The 20075-nt window shown below is 52.0% G+C and carries 18 protein-coding genes; 16 read left to right on the forward strand and 2 right to left on the reverse strand.

The genetic code is table 11. The features are described 5' to 3' along the window. Nucleotides 1–40: 40 nt before the first annotated feature. Complete coding sequence (locus AC3WJN_RS10440; protein WP_005835528.1) at nucleotides 41–490, reverse strand: SRPBCC family protein; 450 nt, start codon at nucleotides 488–490, stop codon at nucleotides 41–43. Between the two features lie 117 nt (nucleotides 491–607). Between AC3WJN_RS10440 and AC3WJN_RS10445 the strand changes: the two genes are divergently transcribed. The 12 genes from AC3WJN_RS10445 (at nucleotide 608) to pstB (AC3WJN_RS10500) (ending at nucleotide 14398) form a co-directional block, all read left to right on the forward strand. Beyond that, nucleotides 608–1414 (forward strand): helix-turn-helix domain-containing protein, encoded by an 807-nt coding sequence (locus AC3WJN_RS10445; protein ID WP_007776882.1) that lies wholly within the window; start codon nucleotides 608–610, stop codon nucleotides 1412–1414. A gap of 281 nt (nucleotides 1415–1695) precedes the next feature. After that, a complete protein-coding gene (locus AC3WJN_RS10450; protein WP_007776885.1) occupies nucleotides 1696–3321 on the forward strand; it encodes a peptide ABC transporter substrate-binding protein in 1626 nt (541 codons plus the stop codon). Between the two features lie 433 nt (nucleotides 3322–3754). Further along, nucleotides 3755–5401 carry a peptide ABC transporter substrate-binding protein gene (locus tag AC3WJN_RS10455; RefSeq protein ID WP_005835494.1) on the forward strand — a complete coding sequence of 549 codons (1647 nt, stop codon included), beginning with the start codon at nucleotides 3755–3757 and terminating at the stop codon, nucleotides 5399–5401. Nucleotides 5402–5631: 230 nt separating this feature from the next. After that, the gene (locus AC3WJN_RS10460) at nucleotides 5632–7227 is read left to right on the forward strand and encodes a peptide ABC transporter substrate-binding protein (protein WP_007776889.1); all 1596 of its coding nucleotides are present in this window, start codon (nucleotides 5632–5634) and stop codon (nucleotides 7225–7227) included. A 140-nt stretch (nucleotides 7228–7367) separates the two neighbouring features. Continuing rightward, nucleotides 7368–7625 carry a hypothetical protein gene (locus AC3WJN_RS10465; RefSeq protein ID WP_005835490.1) on the forward strand — a complete coding sequence of 86 codons (258 nt, stop codon included), beginning with the start codon at nucleotides 7368–7370 and terminating at the stop codon, nucleotides 7623–7625. Nucleotides 7626–7718: 93 nt separating this feature from the next. Continuing rightward, nucleotides 7719–8138: a hypothetical protein gene (locus AC3WJN_RS10470; RefSeq protein ID WP_005835488.1), complete on the forward strand. Its 420-nt coding sequence runs from the start codon at nucleotides 7719–7721 to the stop codon at nucleotides 8136–8138. A gap of 175 nt (nucleotides 8139–8313) precedes the next feature. Then, the gene (locus AC3WJN_RS10475) at nucleotides 8314–9951 is read left to right on the forward strand and encodes an N-acetylmuramoyl-L-alanine amidase family protein (RefSeq protein ID WP_007776895.1); all 1638 of its coding nucleotides are present in this window, start codon (nucleotides 8314–8316) and stop codon (nucleotides 9949–9951) included. Between the two features lie 14 nt (nucleotides 9952–9965). Continuing rightward, nucleotides 9966–10514, forward strand: coding sequence for a GerMN domain-containing protein (locus tag AC3WJN_RS10480; RefSeq protein ID WP_007776898.1), 549 nt, complete (start codon nucleotides 9966–9968; stop codon nucleotides 10512–10514). A gap of 220 nt (nucleotides 10515–10734) precedes the next feature. After that, complete coding sequence (locus tag AC3WJN_RS10485; protein WP_005835481.1) at nucleotides 10735–11676, forward strand: phosphate ABC transporter substrate-binding protein; 942 nt, start codon at nucleotides 10735–10737, stop codon at nucleotides 11674–11676. A 94-nt stretch (nucleotides 11677–11770) separates the two neighbouring features. Beyond that, nucleotides 11771–12718: a phosphate ABC transporter permease subunit PstC gene (gene pstC, locus AC3WJN_RS10490; protein ID WP_005835479.1), complete on the forward strand. Its 948-nt coding sequence runs from the start codon at nucleotides 11771–11773 to the stop codon at nucleotides 12716–12718. Further along, nucleotides 12719–13609, forward strand: coding sequence for a phosphate ABC transporter permease PstA (gene pstA / locus AC3WJN_RS10495; RefSeq protein ID WP_007776903.1), 891 nt, complete (start codon nucleotides 12719–12721; stop codon nucleotides 13607–13609). A 15-nt stretch (nucleotides 13610–13624) separates the two neighbouring features. After that, entirely contained in the window at nucleotides 13625–14398 is a 774-nt protein-coding gene (gene pstB / locus AC3WJN_RS10500) for a phosphate ABC transporter ATP-binding protein PstB (RefSeq protein ID WP_007776906.1), read from the forward strand. 169 nt (nucleotides 14399–14567) lie between these two features. On the opposite strand, the gene AC3WJN_RS10505 is transcribed toward pstB (AC3WJN_RS10500), so the two are convergent. After that, complete coding sequence (locus tag AC3WJN_RS10505) at nucleotides 14568–16595, reverse strand: methyl-accepting chemotaxis protein (RefSeq protein WP_007776908.1); 2028 nt, start codon at nucleotides 16593–16595, stop codon at nucleotides 14568–14570. A 210-nt stretch (nucleotides 16596–16805) separates the two neighbouring features. Between AC3WJN_RS10505 and pstB (AC3WJN_RS10510) the strand changes: the two genes are divergently transcribed. From pstB (AC3WJN_RS10510) to AC3WJN_RS10525, 4 genes are all read left to right on the forward strand, one after another. Beyond that, nucleotides 16806–17558, forward strand: coding sequence for a phosphate ABC transporter ATP-binding protein PstB (gene pstB / locus AC3WJN_RS10510; protein ID WP_005834683.1), 753 nt, complete (start codon nucleotides 16806–16808; stop codon nucleotides 17556–17558). A gap of 76 nt (nucleotides 17559–17634) precedes the next feature. Continuing rightward, nucleotides 17635–18933 (forward strand): arsenic transporter, encoded by a 1299-nt coding sequence (locus tag AC3WJN_RS10515; RefSeq protein ID WP_005834681.1) that lies wholly within the window; start codon nucleotides 17635–17637, stop codon nucleotides 18931–18933. Between the two features lie 108 nt (nucleotides 18934–19041). Beyond that, nucleotides 19042–19434: a hypothetical protein gene (locus AC3WJN_RS10520; RefSeq protein WP_005834680.1), complete on the forward strand. Its 393-nt coding sequence runs from the start codon at nucleotides 19042–19044 to the stop codon at nucleotides 19432–19434. A 6-nt stretch (nucleotides 19435–19440) separates the two neighbouring features. After that, complete coding sequence (locus tag AC3WJN_RS10525; RefSeq protein ID WP_007776918.1) at nucleotides 19441–20040, forward strand: gluconate 2-dehydrogenase subunit 3 family protein; 600 nt, start codon at nucleotides 19441–19443, stop codon at nucleotides 20038–20040. The last annotated feature ends 35 nt before the right edge of the window (nucleotides 20041–20075 follow it).

A 20075-nucleotide genomic window follows, 5' to 3' on the forward strand; every position in this document is an offset into this window, starting at 1 on the left:
GCAGCTCGCTGCTGGGGTTTTCCTTCCTTTTTGCCCGGAATTAATAGCCAAAATCCAACGTTTTTCCGGTTTCTGCATATGTTTTGATGTTGGAGAGAATCATCGGCCAATGGTTGCTCGCGTTGGCGAAGGAAGGGTGATCTTCGGTCCACTGGTCGTTAATCAGCGTCAGCCGCGTGCATCCGCCAACAGGCTCCAATTGGAAAGTAACGCGCGATTGAAGCTCGGCGTGGTTGGCGTGGTACGAAGGGCCGGGATGTTCCAGGAAGCTGAAGGTTTGCTGCGGCTCAAACGCCAAAACCTTGCCGTATACATGGACAGTTTCGTCGCCATCATTTCCGGGACCGACATAAGCGAGATCGTCCCCTACCTGAAAAGTAGAGCGAATGACAGAGCCAAAAAACGTATGCTTGACTCCTTCTTCCGAGGTAAGAACGTGCCAGACGTGCTCCGGGGTGGCCCCGATGTAAAAATCGAAACGCAGTTCCATAGCAGTGCCTCCTGTTTCCATTCATTTTCAAATTGTAATCGTTTGCTGTTGCTACTACTCTTAGTATAGGCAGATAATGGAGGGGCGTATTGTAAAAATGCGACAGGAGGCGGCGCTATGGAAAAAAAGCAGGGCATGCTGCCAAAAGGTGTGCTGCATGCCATGCTTGGCGGAAAAAAGTTTTCGCTGCAAAGGTATGAACCAGGCGGCGACGTCGGTTACTTCGTCCAGCATTACTGGGTGGTCAGGTGGGATTTGCGCGGGCAAGCTCCTTACTCCCAAACCATTTTGGCCCACCCCAATGTGAATCTGGTGTTTGAAAAGGTCGCCACAGGCATATTCGGTGTCGCTTTGTCCACGTCCTCGCATTTGCTGGCTGGCCAAGGCCATGTGTTCGGAGTGAAGTTCAAACCAGGCGGCTTTTATCCATTTTGGCAAAAGCCGGTTTCGCAGTTGTACGGCACGGTTACTACGTTGGAAGAAGTGTTTCAGGTGGAGACAGCCCCGCTGGAAGCCGAGATGCTTGCCATGCCGGAAGACGCCCAGATGGTTCGCCGCATCGAAGCGTTTTTGGGCGAGCGTCTGCCGGAGCGCGATCCGAATGTAAAGAGAGTAAGCGAGCTGGTCGGCTTGATTCAGGCAGATCGGACGGTGCTGAAGGTAGAGGATGCGAGCCGACTGTCCGGAATGAGCATCCGGACGATGCAGCGCTTGTTTGTCCGCTATGTTGGCGTCAGTCCGAAATCGGTAATCCAGCGCTACCGACTGCACGAAGCGGCGCAGATGATCGACCAGGGAGCCGTCAGCGACTGGCTGGACTTGTCCATCGCGCTCGGCTACTACGACCACTCGCATTTTATCCGCGACTTCCGGGCGATTGTCGGTGTATCGCCGCAAGAATACCGGCAGACCCAAACTTTATAATTGTAAACAAAGTCCCCTGTGACGTCGCTTTTTCGCGATGGGAGGGGGCTTTTTGTTTTGCCTCGGTGAGCGGCGATACTCCTAAGATTTGCATAGTTTTTCTTGTGCGAGGCATACTTCATGTAATGAAGAATGTGAATTTATTTCCCTTAATATAATTTGATCTTTGAATAAAACATAATTAAACTTGCTTAAAATGTCTTCAATATTACTAAAAATGCAGTATATTTGTTGAAGTAGCTTTCCATGGAGTGTTACACATACAAAGGGGGTCAACACTAATGAAAAAAAGCGTATTTGCAGCGATGAGTTCCATCCTGGTTCTGAGTGCGGCGCTGGCTGGCTGTGGCGGCGGCGAGAAAGCAGGCGAGCAAGGAAATTCTGCTGGAAGTGAACAAACTAGCGGTCCAAAAGTTCTGCGCATGAACATGAAGAGTGAGCCGCCGACGGCTGACCCTGGCTTGGCTGAAGATTCCACATCCGGTGCTGTTTTGCGTGCGACTTTTGATGGTTTGACTCGTATCGGTGAAGATGGCAAACCGCATGAGTCCGTAGCGGAAAAAATCGACGTTTCTGAAGATGGACTTACTTATACATTCCACCTGCGCGACAGCAAATGGAGCAACGGTGACCCGGTAACAGCGAAAGACTTTGAATACGCGTGGAAGCGAGCGCTCGATCCGAAGCTCGGCTCCACTTATGCTTACCAATTGTACTACCTGAAAAACGCTGAGGAGTACAACACCGGAAAAGCGAAAGCAGAAGATGTGGGCGTGAAAGCAACCGATGACAAAACATTGGTTGTTACGTTGAAAAACCCGACTCCGTTCTTCCTGGAGCTGACTGCTTTCTACACCTACTACCCGGTGAACCAAAAAGTGGTCGAATCCACACAAAACTGGGCGGGTGACGCCAAAACGCACGTAGGTAACGGTCCGTTCAAGATCGAGACTTGGGAGCATAAGAGCAAGCTCATTCTCGCGAAAAACGAAAACTACTGGGATAAAGATGCTGTAAAACTGGACAAGATCGACTTCTCCATGGTAGAGGATGAAAACACCGAGCTGTCCATGTTTGACAACGGCGACCTCGATTGGGCAGGTGCTCCTACAAGCGCACTCCCAACAGATGCAATCCCGGCACTGAAAGAGTCCGGCAAAATGCAAACCCGTGCGATTGCGGGTACGTACCTGTACAAATTCAACACGGAGAAACCGCCGTTCAACAACGCGAAAATCCGTAAAGCGTTCGCTTATGCGATTGACCGCAAAACGATCATCGACAACGTAACGCAAGCGAACCAGGAGCCGGCAATGGGTCTGGTACCTCCAACAATGGCTGTGGCAACTAGCCCGTACTTCAAGGACGGCGACGTGGAAACAGCGAAAAAACTGCTGGAGGAAGGGATGAAGGAAGAAGGCATCACCAAGCTGCCAACTCTGACTCTTTCCTATAATACGTCCGAAGGTCACAAGAAAATCGCGGAAGCTATCCAAGACCAATGGAAAAAAGCGCTCGGCGTAGAAGTGAAGCTGGAAAACAAAGAGTGGAAAGTATTCCTGGACGACCTGCACCAAGGCAAGTTCCAGATCGCTCGCTCTAGCTGGACTGGCGACTACAACGATCCGTACACCTTCCTGGATCTGTTCAAACTGAAAAAAGGCAGCAACAACGATACCAACTGGGAAAATCCCAAGTATCAAGAGCTGCTGAACCAATCCGCGGTGGAAAAAGACCCGGAAAAACGCAAACAAATCCTGGCGCAAGCGGAAGCGCTGCTCATGGACGAAATGCCAGCCGCGCCAATTTACTACTACACGCATTCCTATGTGAAGAGCGACAAAGTACAAGGCGTTGTGCTCGACGGTCTCGGCTTCGTAGACTGGAAATGGGCAGACATTAAATAAGAAAGCCAAGCGAACGATAAGAAGAAGGGCGAATAGCCCTTCTTTTTTTTGCGAAAAATAAAGCGCAAAGGATGGGAGATTCTTCATCTATCAACAAAATGGGGAGGAGAGCTGTTCGCAACTATAAATATTTGTAAAATTCAAACAAGGCGTGGGACAAGCCTCTCACTGACGCTGTCTCATGGTAATCTTGTGTGCAGCAAAGAAAAAGGTGGGGAGGTCCATGGAGAAAACCGCGATAAATCAACATTTTCAAGCTGTCTATACTAACGGGAATCATTTTCCATCGAGTTTTATCAATAAATTATTTTTTATAAATCATTAATCATCTTTATAAATAAATAAAAATTTATTAAATCATTCTAAAACATATTTAAAAATAATATAAAAGCATGTATATTGAAAAAAGATTTAGAAAAGGGGGATTACTTGTATGAAAAAGAATGTTTTCGTAGCAATGAGTTCTATCCTCGTTCTTGGTGCGGCACTCGCAGGATGCGGCGGCGGCAACCAAGCAGCGCCAGCAGATAACAACGCAGCAGGCAATAAAACAGAAACCACTGCACCAGCAGCGGGACCAAAAGTACTGAAATTGAACCTGCACTCCGAGCCGCCAACAGCAGACCCAGGTATCGCGGAAGACACTACTTCCAGCACAATCATCACTGCTACCTTCGAAGGTCTGACTCGCGTAGGCAAAGACAACAAAGTGCATGAAGCAGCAGCAGAAAGCTATACCGTATCTGAAGACGGTAAAAAATATACATTCAAAATTCGCGATGCAAAATGGAGCAACGGCGATCCTGTAACAGCGAAAGACTTCGAATTCGCCTGGAAACGCGCGCTCGATCCGAAAACAGCTTCCAACTACGCTTACCAACTGTACTATGTGAAGGGTGCGGAAGCATTCAACAAAGGTACTGGTAAAGTAGAAGACGTTGGCGTAAAAGCGCTCGACGACAAAACACTGGAAGTGGAACTGACAAACCCAACTCCGTTCTTCCTGGAGCTGGTAGCGTTCAAAACATACTTCCCGGTTCACCAAAAAACAGTTGAAGCCAACGACAAATGGGCTACTGACGCGAAAACAATCGTGGGTAACGGTCCATTCAAAATGGAAACATGGGAACACAAGAGCAAACTGGTTGTCGTGAAAAACGAGAACTACTGGGATAAAGACAACGTAAAACTGGACAAAATCGAGTTCTCCATGGTAGAGGATGAGAACACTGAGCTGTCCATGTTTGAAAACGGCGAGCTGGATTGGGCAGGTGCTCCAACTTCCGCATTGCCAACTGACGCGATTCCTGCTCTGAAAGAGTCTGGAAAAATGACAACCCAACCAATCGCGGGTACTTACTTCTACCGCTTCAACACAGAAAAAGCGCCATTCAACAACGCGAAAATCCGTAAAGCGTTTGCTTACGCGATCGACCGTCAAAGCCTGATCGACAACATCCTCCAGGCAGGTCAGTTGCCAGCAACCGGTTATGTACCACCGAGCATGGCTCTGAACAAAGATGGCTACTTCAAGGACAAAGACCTCGAAACAGCGAAAAAATTGCTGGAAGAAGGTATGAAAGAAGCTGGCATCAGCAAGCTGCCAACTCTGACTCTGTCCTACAACACTTCCGAAGGTCACAAAAAGATCGCAGAAGCAATCCAAGACCAATGGAAGAAAAACCTCGGTGTAGACGTGAAGCTGGAAAACAAAGAGTGGAAAGTATACCTGGATGACGTACACCAAGGTAAATACCAAGTAGCTCGCGCTGGTTGGCTGGGTGACTTCAACGATCCGATCAACTTCCTGGAAATGTTCAAGGAAAAAGACGGCGGAAACAACGATACTCGTTGGGAAAATCCGAAGTACAAAGAGCTGCTGAACCAATCCGCTCTGGAAACAGATCCGGAAAAACGGAAAGCGATCCTGGCTGAAGCTGAGCAAATCCTGATGGATGAAATGCCAGTCATGCCAATCTACTTCTACACGCAATCTTGGGTGAAAAACGACAAGGTTGACGGCGTAATCATCGACGGTCTGGGTGCTGTTGACTACAAATACGCTGACATCAAACAATAATAGAAGCAAAGCAACCGATTTAAGGAAGAGGGGCGTTTTTGACGCTTCTCTTCTTTTTTGTTTGAAAAGCGGGTGTTGATCGGGGCTGAAAATTCTCACCCGAAAAGGGGCGAACCATTTTTTTCCTAGTCGAGTTGCATCAAAACTAACTAAAAGAAAAAACATCCAAAAATCCCTTTATCTTGTATACTGATGATGGAAGTGTATACAAAAAAACGAGGTGCTTGATCGTGAAAAAGAATGTCGTTGCAGTCGCAGGTGCGATGCTGATTCTCGGCGGGAGCTTGGCAGGGTATGCGGATGCCGGGCAAGCGGCGGAGCCAAAAGCAAAAGTATTAAGAATGAACATGCATTCCAATCCCCCAACCGTAGATCCGGGCATTGCTGAAGATTCAACGTCCGGCACAATAAGCAGGGCAATCTTCGAAGGGTTGACTCGTTTGGGCAAAGACGGAAAAGTACATGTAGCAGCGGCAGAAAGCTATACCGTTTCGGCTGACGGCAAAACTTATACGTTCAAAATTCGCCCTGCCAAATGGAGCAATGGCGATCCGGTCACCGCCTATGACTTCGAATACGCCTGGAAACGTGCGCTAAGCCCCAAGACAGCATCGAATTACGCCTACCAGCTCTACTATTTAAAAGGAGCGGAAGCGTATAACAAGGGAACCGGGACGGCGAGTGACGTTGGTGTCAAAGCCATCGACGCCAAAACATTGGTTGTGGAACTGACGAATCCGACCCCGTTTTTCACGGAGTTGACGGCTTTTTACACCTATTATCCTGTTAACAAAAAAGTCGTGGAAGCCGACAAGGAATGGGCAAGCAATCCCAAGACGATAGTAGGGAACGGTCCGTTTCAAATCGAGACATGGAAGCCCAAGCACCAGCTCGTTCTGACGAAAAACCAGAACTACTGGGACAAACAAAATGTAAAATTGGACAAGATTGATTTTTCTATGATTGATGACGGGTATATAGAGCTGGAGATGTTTCGCAACGGCGATCTGGATTGGGCAGGCGCCCCTTTGTCTGAAGTCCCCATGGATTTCGAGCTTTCCTGGAAGTCGCCTGCGCTGTTTCATACGCAAGCGATCGCGGGCACTTACTTCTACCGCTTCAACACAGAGCAAGCGCCTTTTCACAATGCCAAAATCCGCAAAGCTTTTGCTTATGCACTGGATCGTCAAGCTTTGGTGGAGACCATGTTGGCCAACCACCTTCCCGCGACAGGTTTTGTGCCGCCGAGCATGGCTGTTGCATATGGTGGCTACTTTACAGACAATCACACAGAAGAGGCCAAAAAGCTGCTTCAGGAGGGCATGAAGGAAGCGGGAATCGCAAAACTTCCTCCCATCACCGTCTCCTATAACACGTCGATGGGCCATAAAGCGATTGCTGAAGAAATCAGGGACCAGTGGAAGAAAAAGCTCGGGGTAGACGTGAAGCTGGAAAACAAAGAGTGGAAAGTATACATAGAGGACGTACACCAGGGGAAATACCAGATTGCGCGTGCGGGTTGGCTTGCCGACTTCAACGATCCGATCAACTTTTTGGAAATGTTCAAGGACAAAAACGGCGGAAACAACGACACGGGCTGGGAACACCCCAAATACAAAGAGCTCTTGAACCAATCCGCTTTGGAGCAGGACCCGGAAAAACGGAAGGCGATTTTGGCCAAGGCCGAGCAAATTTTAATGGACGAAATGCCGATTATGCCGATCTACTACTATGCCCAGAGCTGGCTGCAAAGCGAGAAGGTCGACGGCGCGATTTTGGACGGACTCGGCATGATCGACTTCAAGTACGTCGATATCAAGCCTTAATCTTATAGAGGAAATGATTCAAAGAAGAGGGGTGCCGCTGCCCTTCTTCTTTTTTTCTCCCGCATGGACAAATGACCAATCCATTGTGCTCCTGGCTACATAGAGTAAAAAGGAACAAACTGCAACCAGGGGGGATCGCTGTGGATATTGGCAAACTGCTCAGTATTGTAAGGTCAATTCCCAAGGATAAGCTGAAGACGGATGCAGGCTTGAAGGAAGTCATCCGCGATTTGGGCAAAAAAGCCGGCAAAAACTTCACGGATAAGGAACTGAACGGATATGTGGCGCAGTTTCGGCATATGTCCAAGACGGAAAACGTCGGCAGCCTGCTGAACAAGCTTTCCAAAAAAGGCGTCAACGCCAAAGACATCGACAGCCTGAAAAAGCGCTTTAAATAAAGGGGGGCTTACCAGGAGGGAGGTGGGATTATCGCTGCCAAAACGAGAAAGAAAAAGAAACAGGCCGGTGCCCAGGGGCAACTGATAGAGACGATGAACAAGCTGGCGGATGCGCACAATGTGAGCAATGCTCAGGTGATGCGCGAGATGAGCCAGATGAAGCAAGAACTGCAGGACATGAAGGATACGCTCGGAAGGCTGAAGGCCGCTCCCAATCAGGGGCCGCGGCGCAGCATTCTGTTTGGACCGCGCCGGCGTCCGATTCCCGTGCAGTCCGTCCCTGAGAAAGCAAAGCCTGCGATTTCCATTGAGGATTTGCTGCCATTGCTGCCGCATTTGAGCGGGGCTATCCCGCAACTGAAAAATCCGAAGGTGGCCGATTCCATCAAAGTGCTGTCCAATCCGGCCGTCCTGTCCATGATTCAACAGTTTATCGCCAACGGCGGCTTGAACATGCTGAAAGCGCCTGTAGAAGAAGTGAGCAGACGAGAACGGCGCGGGTTGTTTCGCTAATCGACAACTTTCTTGGTTTTCTGGACTGCTTCTTTGTCAAAAAGGAGCAGTCTTTTGTCTTTTTGGTACGAAAAGACTATAAACTTTACAGATGTTGACGCGTCTAATAGAATGGTGAACGTTGCACAATGGTCTAACGCCACACAACAGAACAGACATCACGGAGGAGGTCAGGATGAAAAGACGATTTTACCCTCTGCTTCTGGCGCTGCTGGTCCTGCTGCTTATCCCCGGTTGGGCGGCTGCGGCAAGTAGTGCAACTGAGGAAGCCGTCAACCTGATGATCGGTGGACAAGCAGTGACCCCGGACGTGCCACCAGTTATCAAGAGCGGGCGGACATTGGTTCCCGTGCGTGTCATCGCAGAAGGTTTGGGCGCGGATGTCGCCTGGAACGAAGCGAAGCGGACAGCGGTGATTACACGGGGTACGACGCAGCTTTCCCTCACATTGGACTCGCGCACAGCGCTATTGAACGGCAAGCAGGTAAAGCTGGATACGCCGCCTGTCATCTCCCAGCAGCGCATGCTGCTCCCTCTGCGGTTTGTCGGGGAATCGCTCGGGATCACTGTAGGGTGGGACAACAGCTCCCGCACCGTCATTGCTAACGAAACGCCACAGGTTACGCTGAACGGCCGTGCTCCTGAAAAAGCGATCAAGCTGTATCAAGTGTCGGACACCATGTACGTGTCTGCCGATGCGGTCGCGGAGCAGGTCGGACAAAAAGGCTTTGTATGGAATCGCCCGGAACGCGGCATGACGATCGACAGTCAACTGGTTCTTCCGATTGAGCAAGTAGAGGACGAGCTAGGCGGTTCGATCACTTGGAACAAGAAAAAGAATCTGCTTGAAATCGAAAGACTCAATCGGCTGACAGGTGTTACAAAGGATGGGGATCGCGTACATATTGAGATGAAGCTGCCCGTGCAGGCCAATTCTTTTGTGCTCACAGGCCCCCATCGCATCGTGCTGGACCTCCCGCAAACCGCTTTGGCGGACGATTTGGTGGAAGAGTTGAAAAAGAACGAAGAAAACGGCAGTATCGGAGAGTCAGAGGAGCGCAAGCAAGCAGCTTCTTCCGGCGAAGAGGACGAGCAGTCAGCAGCCAGCGAGCCAAAAGAAGAGCCGCTGATCGCAAGCCTGCGGTACAGCCAGTACAGTGCTTCGCCAGAGACCGTGCGTGTCGTGATTGAGCTGAACCAGAAGAGCGAGTATAATCTGGCCTATACAAAAGACGGCATTGAAGTGAAGCTGACGCCCAAGCCTAAGAAAACAGGCTACCTGATCGTAGTCGACGCGGGTCATGGCGGAAAAGACCCAGGTGCATTGGGCGTGGCGGGCAACCACGAGAAAGACTACACGCTGGCTGTCGCCAACAAAGTAGTCGCTTTGCTGAAGCAATATCCGGAGTTTCAAGTAGTGCCTGTGCGCACGACAGATGTGTTCTACGAGCTGTCCGAGCGTGTGGCAATCGCGAATGAGCTGGAGGCGGACCTGTTCTTGTCCATTCACGCCAACTCGTTCCCGAAACCGACGACAGGTGGTACGGAAACCTTCTATTACAATGCAAACAGCAAGACGTTTGCGCAATTGGTGCACAAGCACCTGCAAGGAGCAACGCAGTTCCCGGATCGGGGAGTCAAGGCGAGCGGCTTTTACGTTATCAAGAACACGAAAATGCCAGCCGTGTTGACAGAGACAGGCTTCCTGTCCAATCCGCAAGAAAATGCGCTGCTGACCTCGCCTGCATTCCAGGACAAAATCGCGAAAGCCCTCGTTGAGGCTATCCGTGAATACTATCAGTCTTATCAGTAAGGGAGGCTTTCACGATGAAAAAAAGTCGGATGATCTGGGTGGCGGCTTTGGCTGTGCTGCTAATGGCTGGTTGCGGACAAAATGCGGCTCCTGCACCGCAGCCTACGGCACCTGTTGAACAGCCATCTGGCACGAACACTGACCCATCGACAGCAGAGCCGACACTCAACAAACAGGTCGTTACCGTCTACTATTCCGACGGCGACCTGATGGAGCTGCAAAAAGAGGAACAAGAAATCACTTTTGCAGAAGACATCGAAAAGTACAAGAAAACCCTCTCGCTTCTGGAGAAGCCGACAAAAGCAGAAGAGCACTTTCCGCTCTGGAAAGACTTCCGATACCATGACATCACTTTTGCGGATGGCACGCTGACGATTGATGCCGACAGCAAAAACCAGTACAACCTCGGCTCAAGCGGCGAAGGGATGGCGCTGGACGCGCTGAAGAAAACCTTTTTTCAGTTCCCGGAAGTAAAGCAAATCGTCTTCCTGGAAGATGGCAAAAAAGTCGAATCGTTGATGGGCCATGTCGATGTATCGGAGCCATTGACGCGCGACAACTAAACAGGCAATCGCCGAGTGAAGGCGGCACAACCTGGTAGCATCCAGGCTGTGCCGCCTTTTTGCTGTTTCGTCAAGCGGCTTGTTTTCGTTTTATACAGGGTTGGCTCCATCTTTAAAAAAGCTTAACAATCGCATCACAATCCTACAACATTCGACCTGTATAGTTTGTACTTGTAAGAGAGAAAAACAAACCGAACCTGTTAAGGAGGATTTTCATCCAATGAAAAAACTCAGCAAAATGTTTATGGCGCTGACATTTGTAGGGGCACTGCTCGCCGGATGTGGCAGCAACAGTGCGGCTCCATCGCAACAACAACCAGCGCAGCAACAACCAGCTACCCCGGCTCCGGAAAGCAACTCTGGTTCGACTACAACAACATCCGGTGAACCGATCACAGCAGTTGGTTCCACCGCTTTGCAGCCTCTGGTCGAGCAAACGGCCAAAGACTTTATGGCGAAAAATCAAGGTGTACAAATTCAAGTACAAGGCGGGGGAAGCGGAACAGGGCTGAGCCAGGTAGCAAGCGGCGCAGCAACAATCGGTAACTCTGACATTTTCGCAGAAGAGAAAAAAGGCATTCCGGCAAACGAACTGGTTGACCATAAAGTAGCCGTTGTCGGAATGGCAGCAGCGGTTAGCCCGCAAGTAAAAGTAGACAACCTGACCAAGCAACAACTGATCGACATCTTCACTGGCAAAATCACCAACTGGAAAGAAGTTGGCGGCGATGACATGAAAATCACGCTGGTGAACCGTCCGAAGTCTTCCGGTACTCGTGCAACATTCAGCAAATTCGCACTGGACGGAAAAGAAGAAGCAGAAGGCATCACAGAGGATTCCTCCGGTACTGTTCGCAAAATCATTGCCGAAACACCGGGCGCAATCGGCTACCTGGCTCTGTCCTACTTCAATGACTCCGTAAAAGCATTGAAACTGGATGGCGTGGAAGCAAACGCAGAAAACATCGCAACGAACAAATACCCAGTGTGGGCATACGAGCACATGTACACAAAAGGCGAGCCTACTGGCAACGCAAAAGCGTTCCTGGATTACATCCTGTCTGAAGAAGTGCAAAAGAAAACGATTGTCGATCTGGGCTTCCTGCCAATCACAGACATGAAAGTAGAACGCGACGCTGAAGGAAAAGTAACACAAAAATAAGACACTCACGGGTCAACAGCAAAATAGAGGGGTGGAGGGGCCTTACCCCTCATTTTGCTTGCGCGAAAGCCGTTTTCTTTCTAGGAGGGAGAACATGAACCATCGTATTGAAGGGGTAGAGACAAATCGCCAATCGCTGATTGCGCGAAAAATGCTGACATATAACAAACGTCAATTTACAGAGAACATGACGGGCCGAACGATTGCCATGGTCTGTGCGGCCTTGCTGGTCATCGTCGTTTTGTCGATTACGTACTTCATCGCTTCAAAAGGGCTGTCCACCTTTTTTGTCGACGGCGTCAGTATCAGCGAATTTTTAACACAGGTGAAATGGGACCCGGAGGGCGAGCCTGCACTTTACGGTGTGTTCCCGTTCATTCTCGGATCGTTTTTGGTGACGGCTTTGGCTGCGTTGATCGCGGCACCGCTCGGGATCGGGGCGGCTATTTTCATGACGGAAATTTTTCCGGGCTTCGGCAAAAAAGTGTTGAAGCCGGTGATCGAGCTTTTGGTTGGCATTCCATCCGTTGTGTACGGATATGTTGGTCTTACTCTTCTGGTTCCTTTTATTCGCGAACAATTTGACGTTCTTGGTTTCAGTCTTTTGGCAGGGGGGCTTGTGCTTGCCCTGATGATCCTGCCTACGATCACCAGCGTGGCGACAGACGCCATTGAAGCCGTACCGCAAGATTTGCGCAACGCTTCTCTCGCTTTGGGAGCCACACGCTGGCAGACGATCTGGAATGTGGTGCTGCACTCTTCGCTTCCCGGCTGCCTGACCGCGGTTGTATTGGGGATGGCTCGCGCTTTTGGCGAAGCGCTCGCCGTACAGATGGTCATCGGGAACACGACGAAGCTTCCGGGCAGTCTCTTGGACCCGATCAGCACGTTGACCAGCGGCATCACGCTGAACATGGGGAATACGATTCAGGGAACCCCGTACAACAATGCACTCTGGTCCATGGCGCTTCTGCTGCTTCTGATGTCGTTCGTCTTCATTATGATCTTGCGCTTTTTGGGCAGAAAGAGGCTGGTGAAGTAGATGAGAGCGAGACTGATGGACCGCGTTGCTACGATCGTTTTGACGTTGATTGCCGCTTTGATTATCGGCACGCTCATTGGCTTGCTCGGCTTCATTTTGACGCAAGGCTGGCACAAGCTGAACCTGGACTTTTTGACCTCGCCGCCAGATATCGTCAATGCAGGGGGCGGGATTGGTCCGCAGTTGTTCAACTCGTTTTATTTGCTGGTCTTGACCATGCTGATCGCCTTGCCGATTGGAATCGGAGCAGGTATTTATATGGCTGAATACGCGCCGGATAACAAGTTTACGCAGTTTATCCGCATGAGTATAGAAGTGCTTTCTTCTTTGCCGTCCATTGTCGTTGGTTTGTTTGGCTTGCTCGTCTTCGTAAACATGACAGGCTGGGGCTATACGCTTTTCTCCGGTGCCCTCGCGCTGACCGTCTTCAACCTGCCGCTGCTCGTGCGCGTGACAGAGGATGCGTTGCGCAACGTGCCGCGCAGCCAAAAAGAAGCGAGCCTGGCGCTTGGCATCACCAAATGGCGGACAATTGTCTCCGTCATTCTTCCGGCGGCTTTGCCTGGGATCATTACGGGGGCGATTCTCGCTTCCGGACGCGTCTTCGGGGAAGCGGCTGCCTTGCTGTTTACCGCAGGGATGTCTTCACCGAACCTGAACTTTGCTGATTTCTCGCTGAACAGCCCGACTTCGCCGCTGAATCCGTTCCGCCCGGCCGAAACGTTGGCTGTGCATATCTGGAAAGTAAACAGCGAAGGGCTGACGCCGGATGCGCGCGACGTGGCGGATGGCGCTGCCGCTGTGCTGATTATTGCCGTGCTGCTCTTTAACGTCTCGGCCCGCTGGTTCGGGACGTGGGTGTACAAAAAGATGACGTCAGGTTCCAACTAAGGAGAGGTGATAGCGATGTCCGTACTCACCATGCAAGATACGATTATTCAGACGAACAATGTCTCGGTTTACTACGGGGATAAGCAAGCGGTCAAAAATATTTCGATGGACATTGAACGCAACTCGGTGACGGCCTTTATCGGGCCGTCCGGCTGCGGGAAGTCCACGCTTTTGCGCAGCCTGAACCGGATGAACGATCTCGTGCCTTCCTGCCGCGTCACAGGCTCCATCGTCGTCGACGGCATTGACATCAACAGCCAGCAGGTCAACATCGAGAGCTTGCGGCAAATCGTCGGAATGGTGTTTCAGCGCGCCAATCCGTTTTTTAAATCGATTTATGAAAATATCGCCTTCGCTCCGCGCTTTCACGGAATGACAGACCGCCGCGAGCTGGATGAGCTGGTCGAGACGAGCTTGCGCAAAGCGGCGTTGTGGGACGAGGTAAAAGACCGTCTGCGCGACTCTGCGCTCTCCCTGTCAGGAGGACAGCAGCAGCGCCTGTGCATCGCCCGCGCCATTGCCATGCAGCCGACGATTTTGCTTCTGGATGAGCCGGCTTCCGCGCTCGACCCGATCTCGACGATGAAAATTGAAGAGCTGGTCACGCAGCTAAAGGAAGAGTACACGATCGTGATCGTGACGCACAATCTGCACCAGGCGGCCCGCATCTCGGACAAAACGGCATTCTTTTTGCTCGGGGAGCTGATCGAGATGGACGAGACCGCAAAAATTTTCACCTCGCCGGAAAACGATAAGACCGAAGCGTATATTAGCGGCCGTTTTGGCTGAACCGCACAAAAAAATGCCTTCCTTGCGCCTGACGCGCAAACGGAGGGCTTTTTGCATGGTGCAACGCAGCCTGGAATGGGTGTGCTACAGCGCCGTGCAGCTTGCCGGGGCCGACGTTTTCTCCTACCTGTTTCTCTACAGATGTGCAATCGTACAAGAAAAAAGCCTTCTATGCAGAAGGCTTTTCCACTGCCCGGAAAAAGCGGATTTCCTGCTCCAAATCTTCCACGATGCCCGCCAGCCGCTCGGAATCGTGCAGGAACTGCTCCGAGAGGGAGAGGCTTTCCTGGTTGGCCGCGACCGCTTGCTGTGTGCCCGAGACGACTTCCTGGGCGGATTCCGCCAGGCTGTCCACGCGGCGGGAGATGATCTGGCTTTGGCTTGCGATGGATTCGGCCAGATGTCTGATCGTTTCAAACTGCGCGGTGAGCGCTTCGCTGATGGCGAAGGTTTGCTGGAAAATATCCGTTGCCTGATGCAGCGTCGAAATGCCGTTGACCGTGGCGTGATCGGTCGTTTCCAGACATGCGGCCACCCGTTCCATCCGGTTTTCCCCTGAAGCGATGACTTGTTGAATGCGGGCCGTCGCTTCTTCTGTCTGTTCAGACAGGAGGCGAATTTCGTCCGCGACGATCCCGAAGCCGAGTCCCGCCTGGCCGGCTCGTGATGCTTCGATGCGGGCGTTGAAAGACAGCAGCTTCGTTCGTTGGGAGATCGAGGAGATCCAGCCGAGAATCTCGCGGATGTCGTCCATGCTCTCGCGCATCGAGCCCATCGCCTGGAGGGAGGCTTTCATGTCTGTCGATATTTTTTGCATGTTGTCCTTCAGCAAATCAATCGAGGTAGCCGCTTTGGCGCTCTGCTCCCGCGACTTTTCGTTTTGCCTGACCGCTGTTTCCATCGACTGTGTAATGCGTGTCATTTCTGCTGTAATTCCGGCCATCGTGGCGTGGATGTCGTCGATTTGCACCTGCTGGTTGTCCATTTCTTGCGCCAGCCGCTCGGTGACGGAGACGACCTCTGTCTGCATGGCGTGAGAGTGTCGCGAGCCTTTGCCCACATGCTCGGCCACCTGTTTGACGTCGGCGATCACGTGCTGGATTTTGCCGATGATGGTGCGGATTTGCCCGCTCATCCGATTGAAGCTGTCGGCGAGCTGGCGGATTTCGTCGTTGGTCTGGACGTGCATCGTCTGAAACAGGTCGCCTTCGCTGAACGCCGTCATTTTTTGCTGCACCTCTTTGACGGGCTTGATAATCTTGCGGACGTACAAGTAGAGCAGCAATGCCAACGAGCCTAATCCGACGAGGGAGACCGCGAGTATCGTCAACTGCAGGCGGCGCACCTCCTGTTTGACCTCGGATACGGACTGCACGACGATCATGCCCCATTTGAGCGCCGGGTCGAATTTGTAGGCGGCAAAGGCGTCCATGCCGTTTATATGAAACGATTCAAAGCCGGAATTGCCCGCAATGACATTGGCGACGACAGGCAGCTCGGTCAGGAGCGGGCGCTGCAGGGCGTAGGCTTTATCCGGGTGAGCGAGCAGCTTCCCTTGCTGGTCGACAATCATGGCGTATCCGGTTTGCCCCAGCTTGATCTGTCCGATTGATTCACTGAGCTTCGGCACGGAGACGAAGGCCACGACGACGCCGACAGGCTCTTCCTCCTCGTTGCGCAAAGCCATGGAGACAGCGATCTTCGGAAATTCCGTGGCGGAAAACTGAAAGACGTCCGAGACGAATGCGTTTGGCTTGTCCCAGGCGCCTTTGTACCAGTCGGCTGTTCGCGGATCGTAGGAGCTGTCCAGCGGCGAGCCGGGGAAGGTCAAATACCGCCCGTCTGCTGTCACGACTTGTATTTCGGAAATGGTTGGATTGTTGTTCACCATGTCGGTAAAAATGCCGAAGCTTTGACTGTTCGTGACCTTGCTGTTTTTGTACGTGGAAGCATAGGAAGCCAAGGCGGTGATGATGGACTGGACGCGGCTGTTCACTTCCTGCAAGGCGGCACTCGATGCATCGTGGAGCTGCTGCTTTGTCTTTTCGTTGAGCGTGCTCTCGGATTGATAACTGATAAAAAAAGCGGCGATCGCCATCATGCTGACAACCATGGTCAGAATCCCGAAAAATAATCTGGTGAAAATCGAACGGTACTGAAACGACGTGTTGCCCAATGTTCGTATTTTTCTCGGCATTACATGCTCTCCCCTTATTCGACAAAACGTTCAGCTTTATTGTAGGGGGTACTATGGGGAGCGTATATGGTTTGTCAGAAACATTTACCATAACTTTACCTGGCTTTAAAACTTTAAGGAAACTTAATATACTTCACATCAAAGCATAACATTCGCACGCTATAGTGGTTGGGAAGACAGATGCTACAACCGCGAAGGAGCGAAGGACGCATGAGTGTTATTTCGGTGAGAGAGTTAAATCTCTTCTACGGTAACAAACAAGCCCTCTACAATATAAATCTCGATGTTGAGCCGAATTCCATTACCGCGCTGATCGGGCCGTCCGGTTGCGGGAAGTCCACGTTTTTGCGAACGCTGAACCGGATGAACGACTCGGTGCCAAATACGAAAATCACCGGCGTGGTAAAAGTGTTCGATGAAGACATTTACAGTTCCAGCGTGGAAGTCGAGCGCTTGCGCAAAAATATCGGGATGGTGTTCCAACACCCGAATCCGTTCCCGAAAAGCATCTACGACAATGTCACGTACGGACCGCGCCTGCATGGCCTGATGGATCGCCACAAGCTCGACGAGATCGTGGAGACAAGCCTCAAGGCCGCAGCGCTGTGGGACGAGGTGAAAGACGTGTTGAAAAAGCCCGCAACCGGGCTGTCCGGCGGGCAGCAGCAACGGCTCTGTATCGCCCGGGCGCTCGCTGTTCAGCCGCAGGTGATTTTGATGGATGAACCGACATCCGCTCTCGACCCGATCTCCACAGCCAAAATCGAGGAGTTGCTGGAGGAGCTGAAAGACACGTACACGATTGTCATCGTTACGCACAACATGCAGCAGGCGGCGCGCATCTCCGACAAAACGGCGTTTTTCCTCAACGGAGAGCTTGTCGAGTTTGACCAGACGCCAACGATTTTCCAAAATCCCCGGGACAAACGGACAGAAGACTACATTACTGGCCGTTTCGGATAACAACTGTTTGTAGTAAGGTAGAGGAGCGGCCCGCTTGCGGGTTCGCTCTTTTTTGCATGGAGGGGAGACATAGCAGGTGGTCTGGATTTCCTTGTTCATTTTTATCGTCACGTTGACGCTGGTCATCTGGCAGCCAAGAGGCTTGTCGATCGGCTATCCCGCCGTCGGGGGAGCGGTGCTGGCGCTGTTGACGGGCGTGGTGTCTCTCGACGATGTGGCCGAAGTGACCTCGATCGTTTGGAACGCCACGTTTGCGCTGGTCGGCATCATCATCATTTCGCTACTGCTGGACGAGATCGGCTTTTTTGAATGGGCGGCCTTGCACATGGCCCGTTTGGCAAAAGGAAATGGCCGGCTGATGTTCGCCTACGTCATTTTGCTCGGGACATTGGTGTCGGCCCTGTTCACCAATGACGGCACGGCGCTGATTCTGACTCCGATTGTGCTCGCGCAGGTTCGGGCACTCAAGCTGGACGGGGGTGCGGTTGTGGCGTTTGTCATGGCCAGCGGCTTTATCGCGGACACCAGTTCGTTGCCGTTTGTCGTCAGCAACCTCGTCAACATCGTATCCGCCGACTATTTTGACATCGGCTTTGCCGAGTACGCGGTGCGGATGGTGTTGCCTACCTTGTTTTCCGTAGCAGGGAGTTTGTTGGTTTTATTCCTTTATTATCGCAAAAGCATCCCGCATTACGTGGATTTGTCCCAACTGAAACAACCCGGTGAAGCCATTCGTGATGCAAGACTGTTCCGCCTGGCGTGGCCGATCCTCGCTGTGCTTTTGCTCGGCTTTTTCATTAGCGAGTCCATCCATGTCCCGGTGTCGTTTATCATTGCTTCCGCCGCCCTCGTCTTCTGTCTTGCCGCCCGAAAAAGCAAGGCGATTGCCATGGGCCGAATCATGCAGGAGGCGCCGTGGGTCGTCGTCATTTTTTCTATCGGGATGTATATCGTGGTCTGGGGCTTGCACAATGCGAGGCTGACCGATCTGGTAAAAGCGGCGCTCGATACGCTGATGGAGTACGGTTTGCTTGCGACGACGCTCGGGACGGGGCTGATTGCCGCTGTCTTGTCTTCGGCGATGAACAACCTGCCTACCGTGATGTTCAATGCATTGGCGATTGGCAGCACGCAGGCGGAAGGCGTCTTTCGCGAAGCGATGATCTACGCCAACGTCATCGGAAGCGATTTGGGGCCGAAAATTACGCCGATTGGCTCGCTCGCCACGCTGCTCTGGCTGCACGTGCTGGGGCGCAAAGCGGTCAAAATCACCTGGGGGCAATACTTTCGTACGGGGATCGTGCTGACGGTACCGACCTTGCTGATCGCTTTGCTCGGGCTGTACCTGATGCTTGTTTTGGGAAACGAGCAATGACAAAAGCTTGCTGATGCAACAGCTCAGCAGGCTTTTTCTTTTTGCCGGAATAAGAGAGGCGGTCAGGGGAAAAATAGGCGCAACGTGCGTAAAAAGGAGGATGTTTCCATGTGGCAGAGCTGGCCGATAGAGCGTGTGCTCATTTTGTTTACGGGACTGGCGTTTGTCTTGATTGCCGTGCAGGTCACCCTTTTTCATTCCAGGCAAAACTTCCGCCATTGGGCGATGTGGGTGCCTGTCATTGAGCTGCCTATTTTTGCGGTGACGGCGATTGTTTTATCGTTCGTAAATGCGGGATGGCTGCGCGTAGTGTTTGCCTTGATGATGTTCGTCGGGATGGGCGGCGGCGTGTACGGGGCTTACTTGCATGCTGCCGGAGTCAGACAGCGGGTAGGAGGCTTTTCGCAATCGCAAAACTTCCTCGTCGGCCCGCCCGTCATTTTGCCTCTGCTCATTACTGCCATCGCGGCTTTGGGGCTTCTTGCCCTTTTCTGGGGGTGAAGATAGATGGCCAAGCATAGACGTTATCCTTCCTATGACGTGTGGGAGCAGCATCAAAACTGGGACGTTCACACGAGACAAGTCGTCGGAGCCAGAAAAATGCCGCAGGTTGCCCATCGGTACTTGCAGCAGGCGGAAGCTTTGCTGTTGCAGGCAATCGTAAGCGTCCTCGTCGACGACCATCGGCTGGAGGTGCTGACCTTTGTTGTCGCGCACCTGGACGATTCGCTGGCGAGCGCGATCGGGGAGGCGCAGCGCAAGGTCGGGGTTCCGCCGAAAAAAGAGCTGTACCGTCTGGGACTGGCAGGGGTGGAGGCGGAGAGCCACGCCGGGTACGGGACGGAATTTGGCGCGCTTTCTGCCGCAGAACAGCAGGAGGTGCTGAGGCAAATCTCCACGGGCAACGGCAAGGATACAGAGGCATGGAGCCAGGTCGCTCCCGTCGATTTTTTCAAAAAGCTGCTGCATGACACAGTGCAGGCGTATTACTCGCATCCGCTCGTCTGGTCAGATATCGGCTACGGCGGGCCTGCTTATCCCCGCGGTTATGTGCGTGTGGAAAAAGGATTGACGGACCCATGGGAGGCGAGGGCAAATGGCGAATAAAGAGCAGGAGCAGCGCGCAGGCGATAGCCAGGAAC

The organism is Brevibacillus sp. FW306-2-1A-C05A (assembly GCF_058781555.1).

Excerpts from the sequence above, each read along its gene's own strand:
- AC3WJN_RS10440 (WP_005835528.1), bottom strand. The coding sequence starts at position 490 with ATGGAACTGCGTTTCGATTTTTACATCGGGGCCACCCCGGAGCACGTC.
- AC3WJN_RS10445 (WP_007776882.1), top strand. The coding sequence starts at position 608 with ATGGAAAAAAAGCAGGGCATGCTGCCAAAAGGTGTGCTGCATGCCATG.
- AC3WJN_RS10450 (WP_007776885.1), top strand. The coding sequence starts at position 1,696 with ATGAAAAAAAGCGTATTTGCAGCGATGAGTTCCATCCTGGTTCTGAGT.
- AC3WJN_RS10455 (WP_005835494.1), top strand. The coding sequence starts at position 3,755 with ATGAAAAAGAATGTTTTCGTAGCAATGAGTTCTATCCTCGTTCTTGGT.
- AC3WJN_RS10470 (WP_005835488.1), top strand. The coding sequence starts at position 7,719 with ATGAACAAGCTGGCGGATGCGCACAATGTGAGCAATGCTCAGGTGATG.
- AC3WJN_RS10475 (WP_007776895.1), top strand. The coding sequence starts at position 8,314 with ATGAAAAGACGATTTTACCCTCTGCTTCTGGCGCTGCTGGTCCTGCTG.
- AC3WJN_RS10480 (WP_007776898.1), top strand. The coding sequence starts at position 9,966 with ATGAAAAAAAGTCGGATGATCTGGGTGGCGGCTTTGGCTGTGCTGCTA.
- AC3WJN_RS10485 (WP_005835481.1), top strand. The coding sequence starts at position 10,735 with ATGAAAAAACTCAGCAAAATGTTTATGGCGCTGACATTTGTAGGGGCA.
- pstC (WP_005835479.1), top strand. The coding sequence starts at position 11,771 with ATGAACCATCGTATTGAAGGGGTAGAGACAAATCGCCAATCGCTGATT.
- pstA (WP_007776903.1), top strand. The coding sequence starts at position 12,719 with ATGAGAGCGAGACTGATGGACCGCGTTGCTACGATCGTTTTGACGTTG.
- pstB (WP_007776906.1), top strand. The coding sequence starts at position 13,625 with ATGTCCGTACTCACCATGCAAGATACGATTATTCAGACGAACAATGTC.
- AC3WJN_RS10505 (WP_007776908.1), bottom strand. The coding sequence starts at position 16,595 with ATGCCGAGAAAAATACGAACATTGGGCAACACGTCGTTTCAGTACCGT.
- pstB (WP_005834683.1), top strand. The coding sequence starts at position 16,806 with ATGAGTGTTATTTCGGTGAGAGAGTTAAATCTCTTCTACGGTAACAAA.
- AC3WJN_RS10520 (WP_005834680.1), top strand. The coding sequence starts at position 19,042 with ATGTGGCAGAGCTGGCCGATAGAGCGTGTGCTCATTTTGTTTACGGGA.
- AC3WJN_RS10525 (WP_007776918.1), top strand. The coding sequence starts at position 19,441 with ATGGCCAAGCATAGACGTTATCCTTCCTATGACGTGTGGGAGCAGCAT.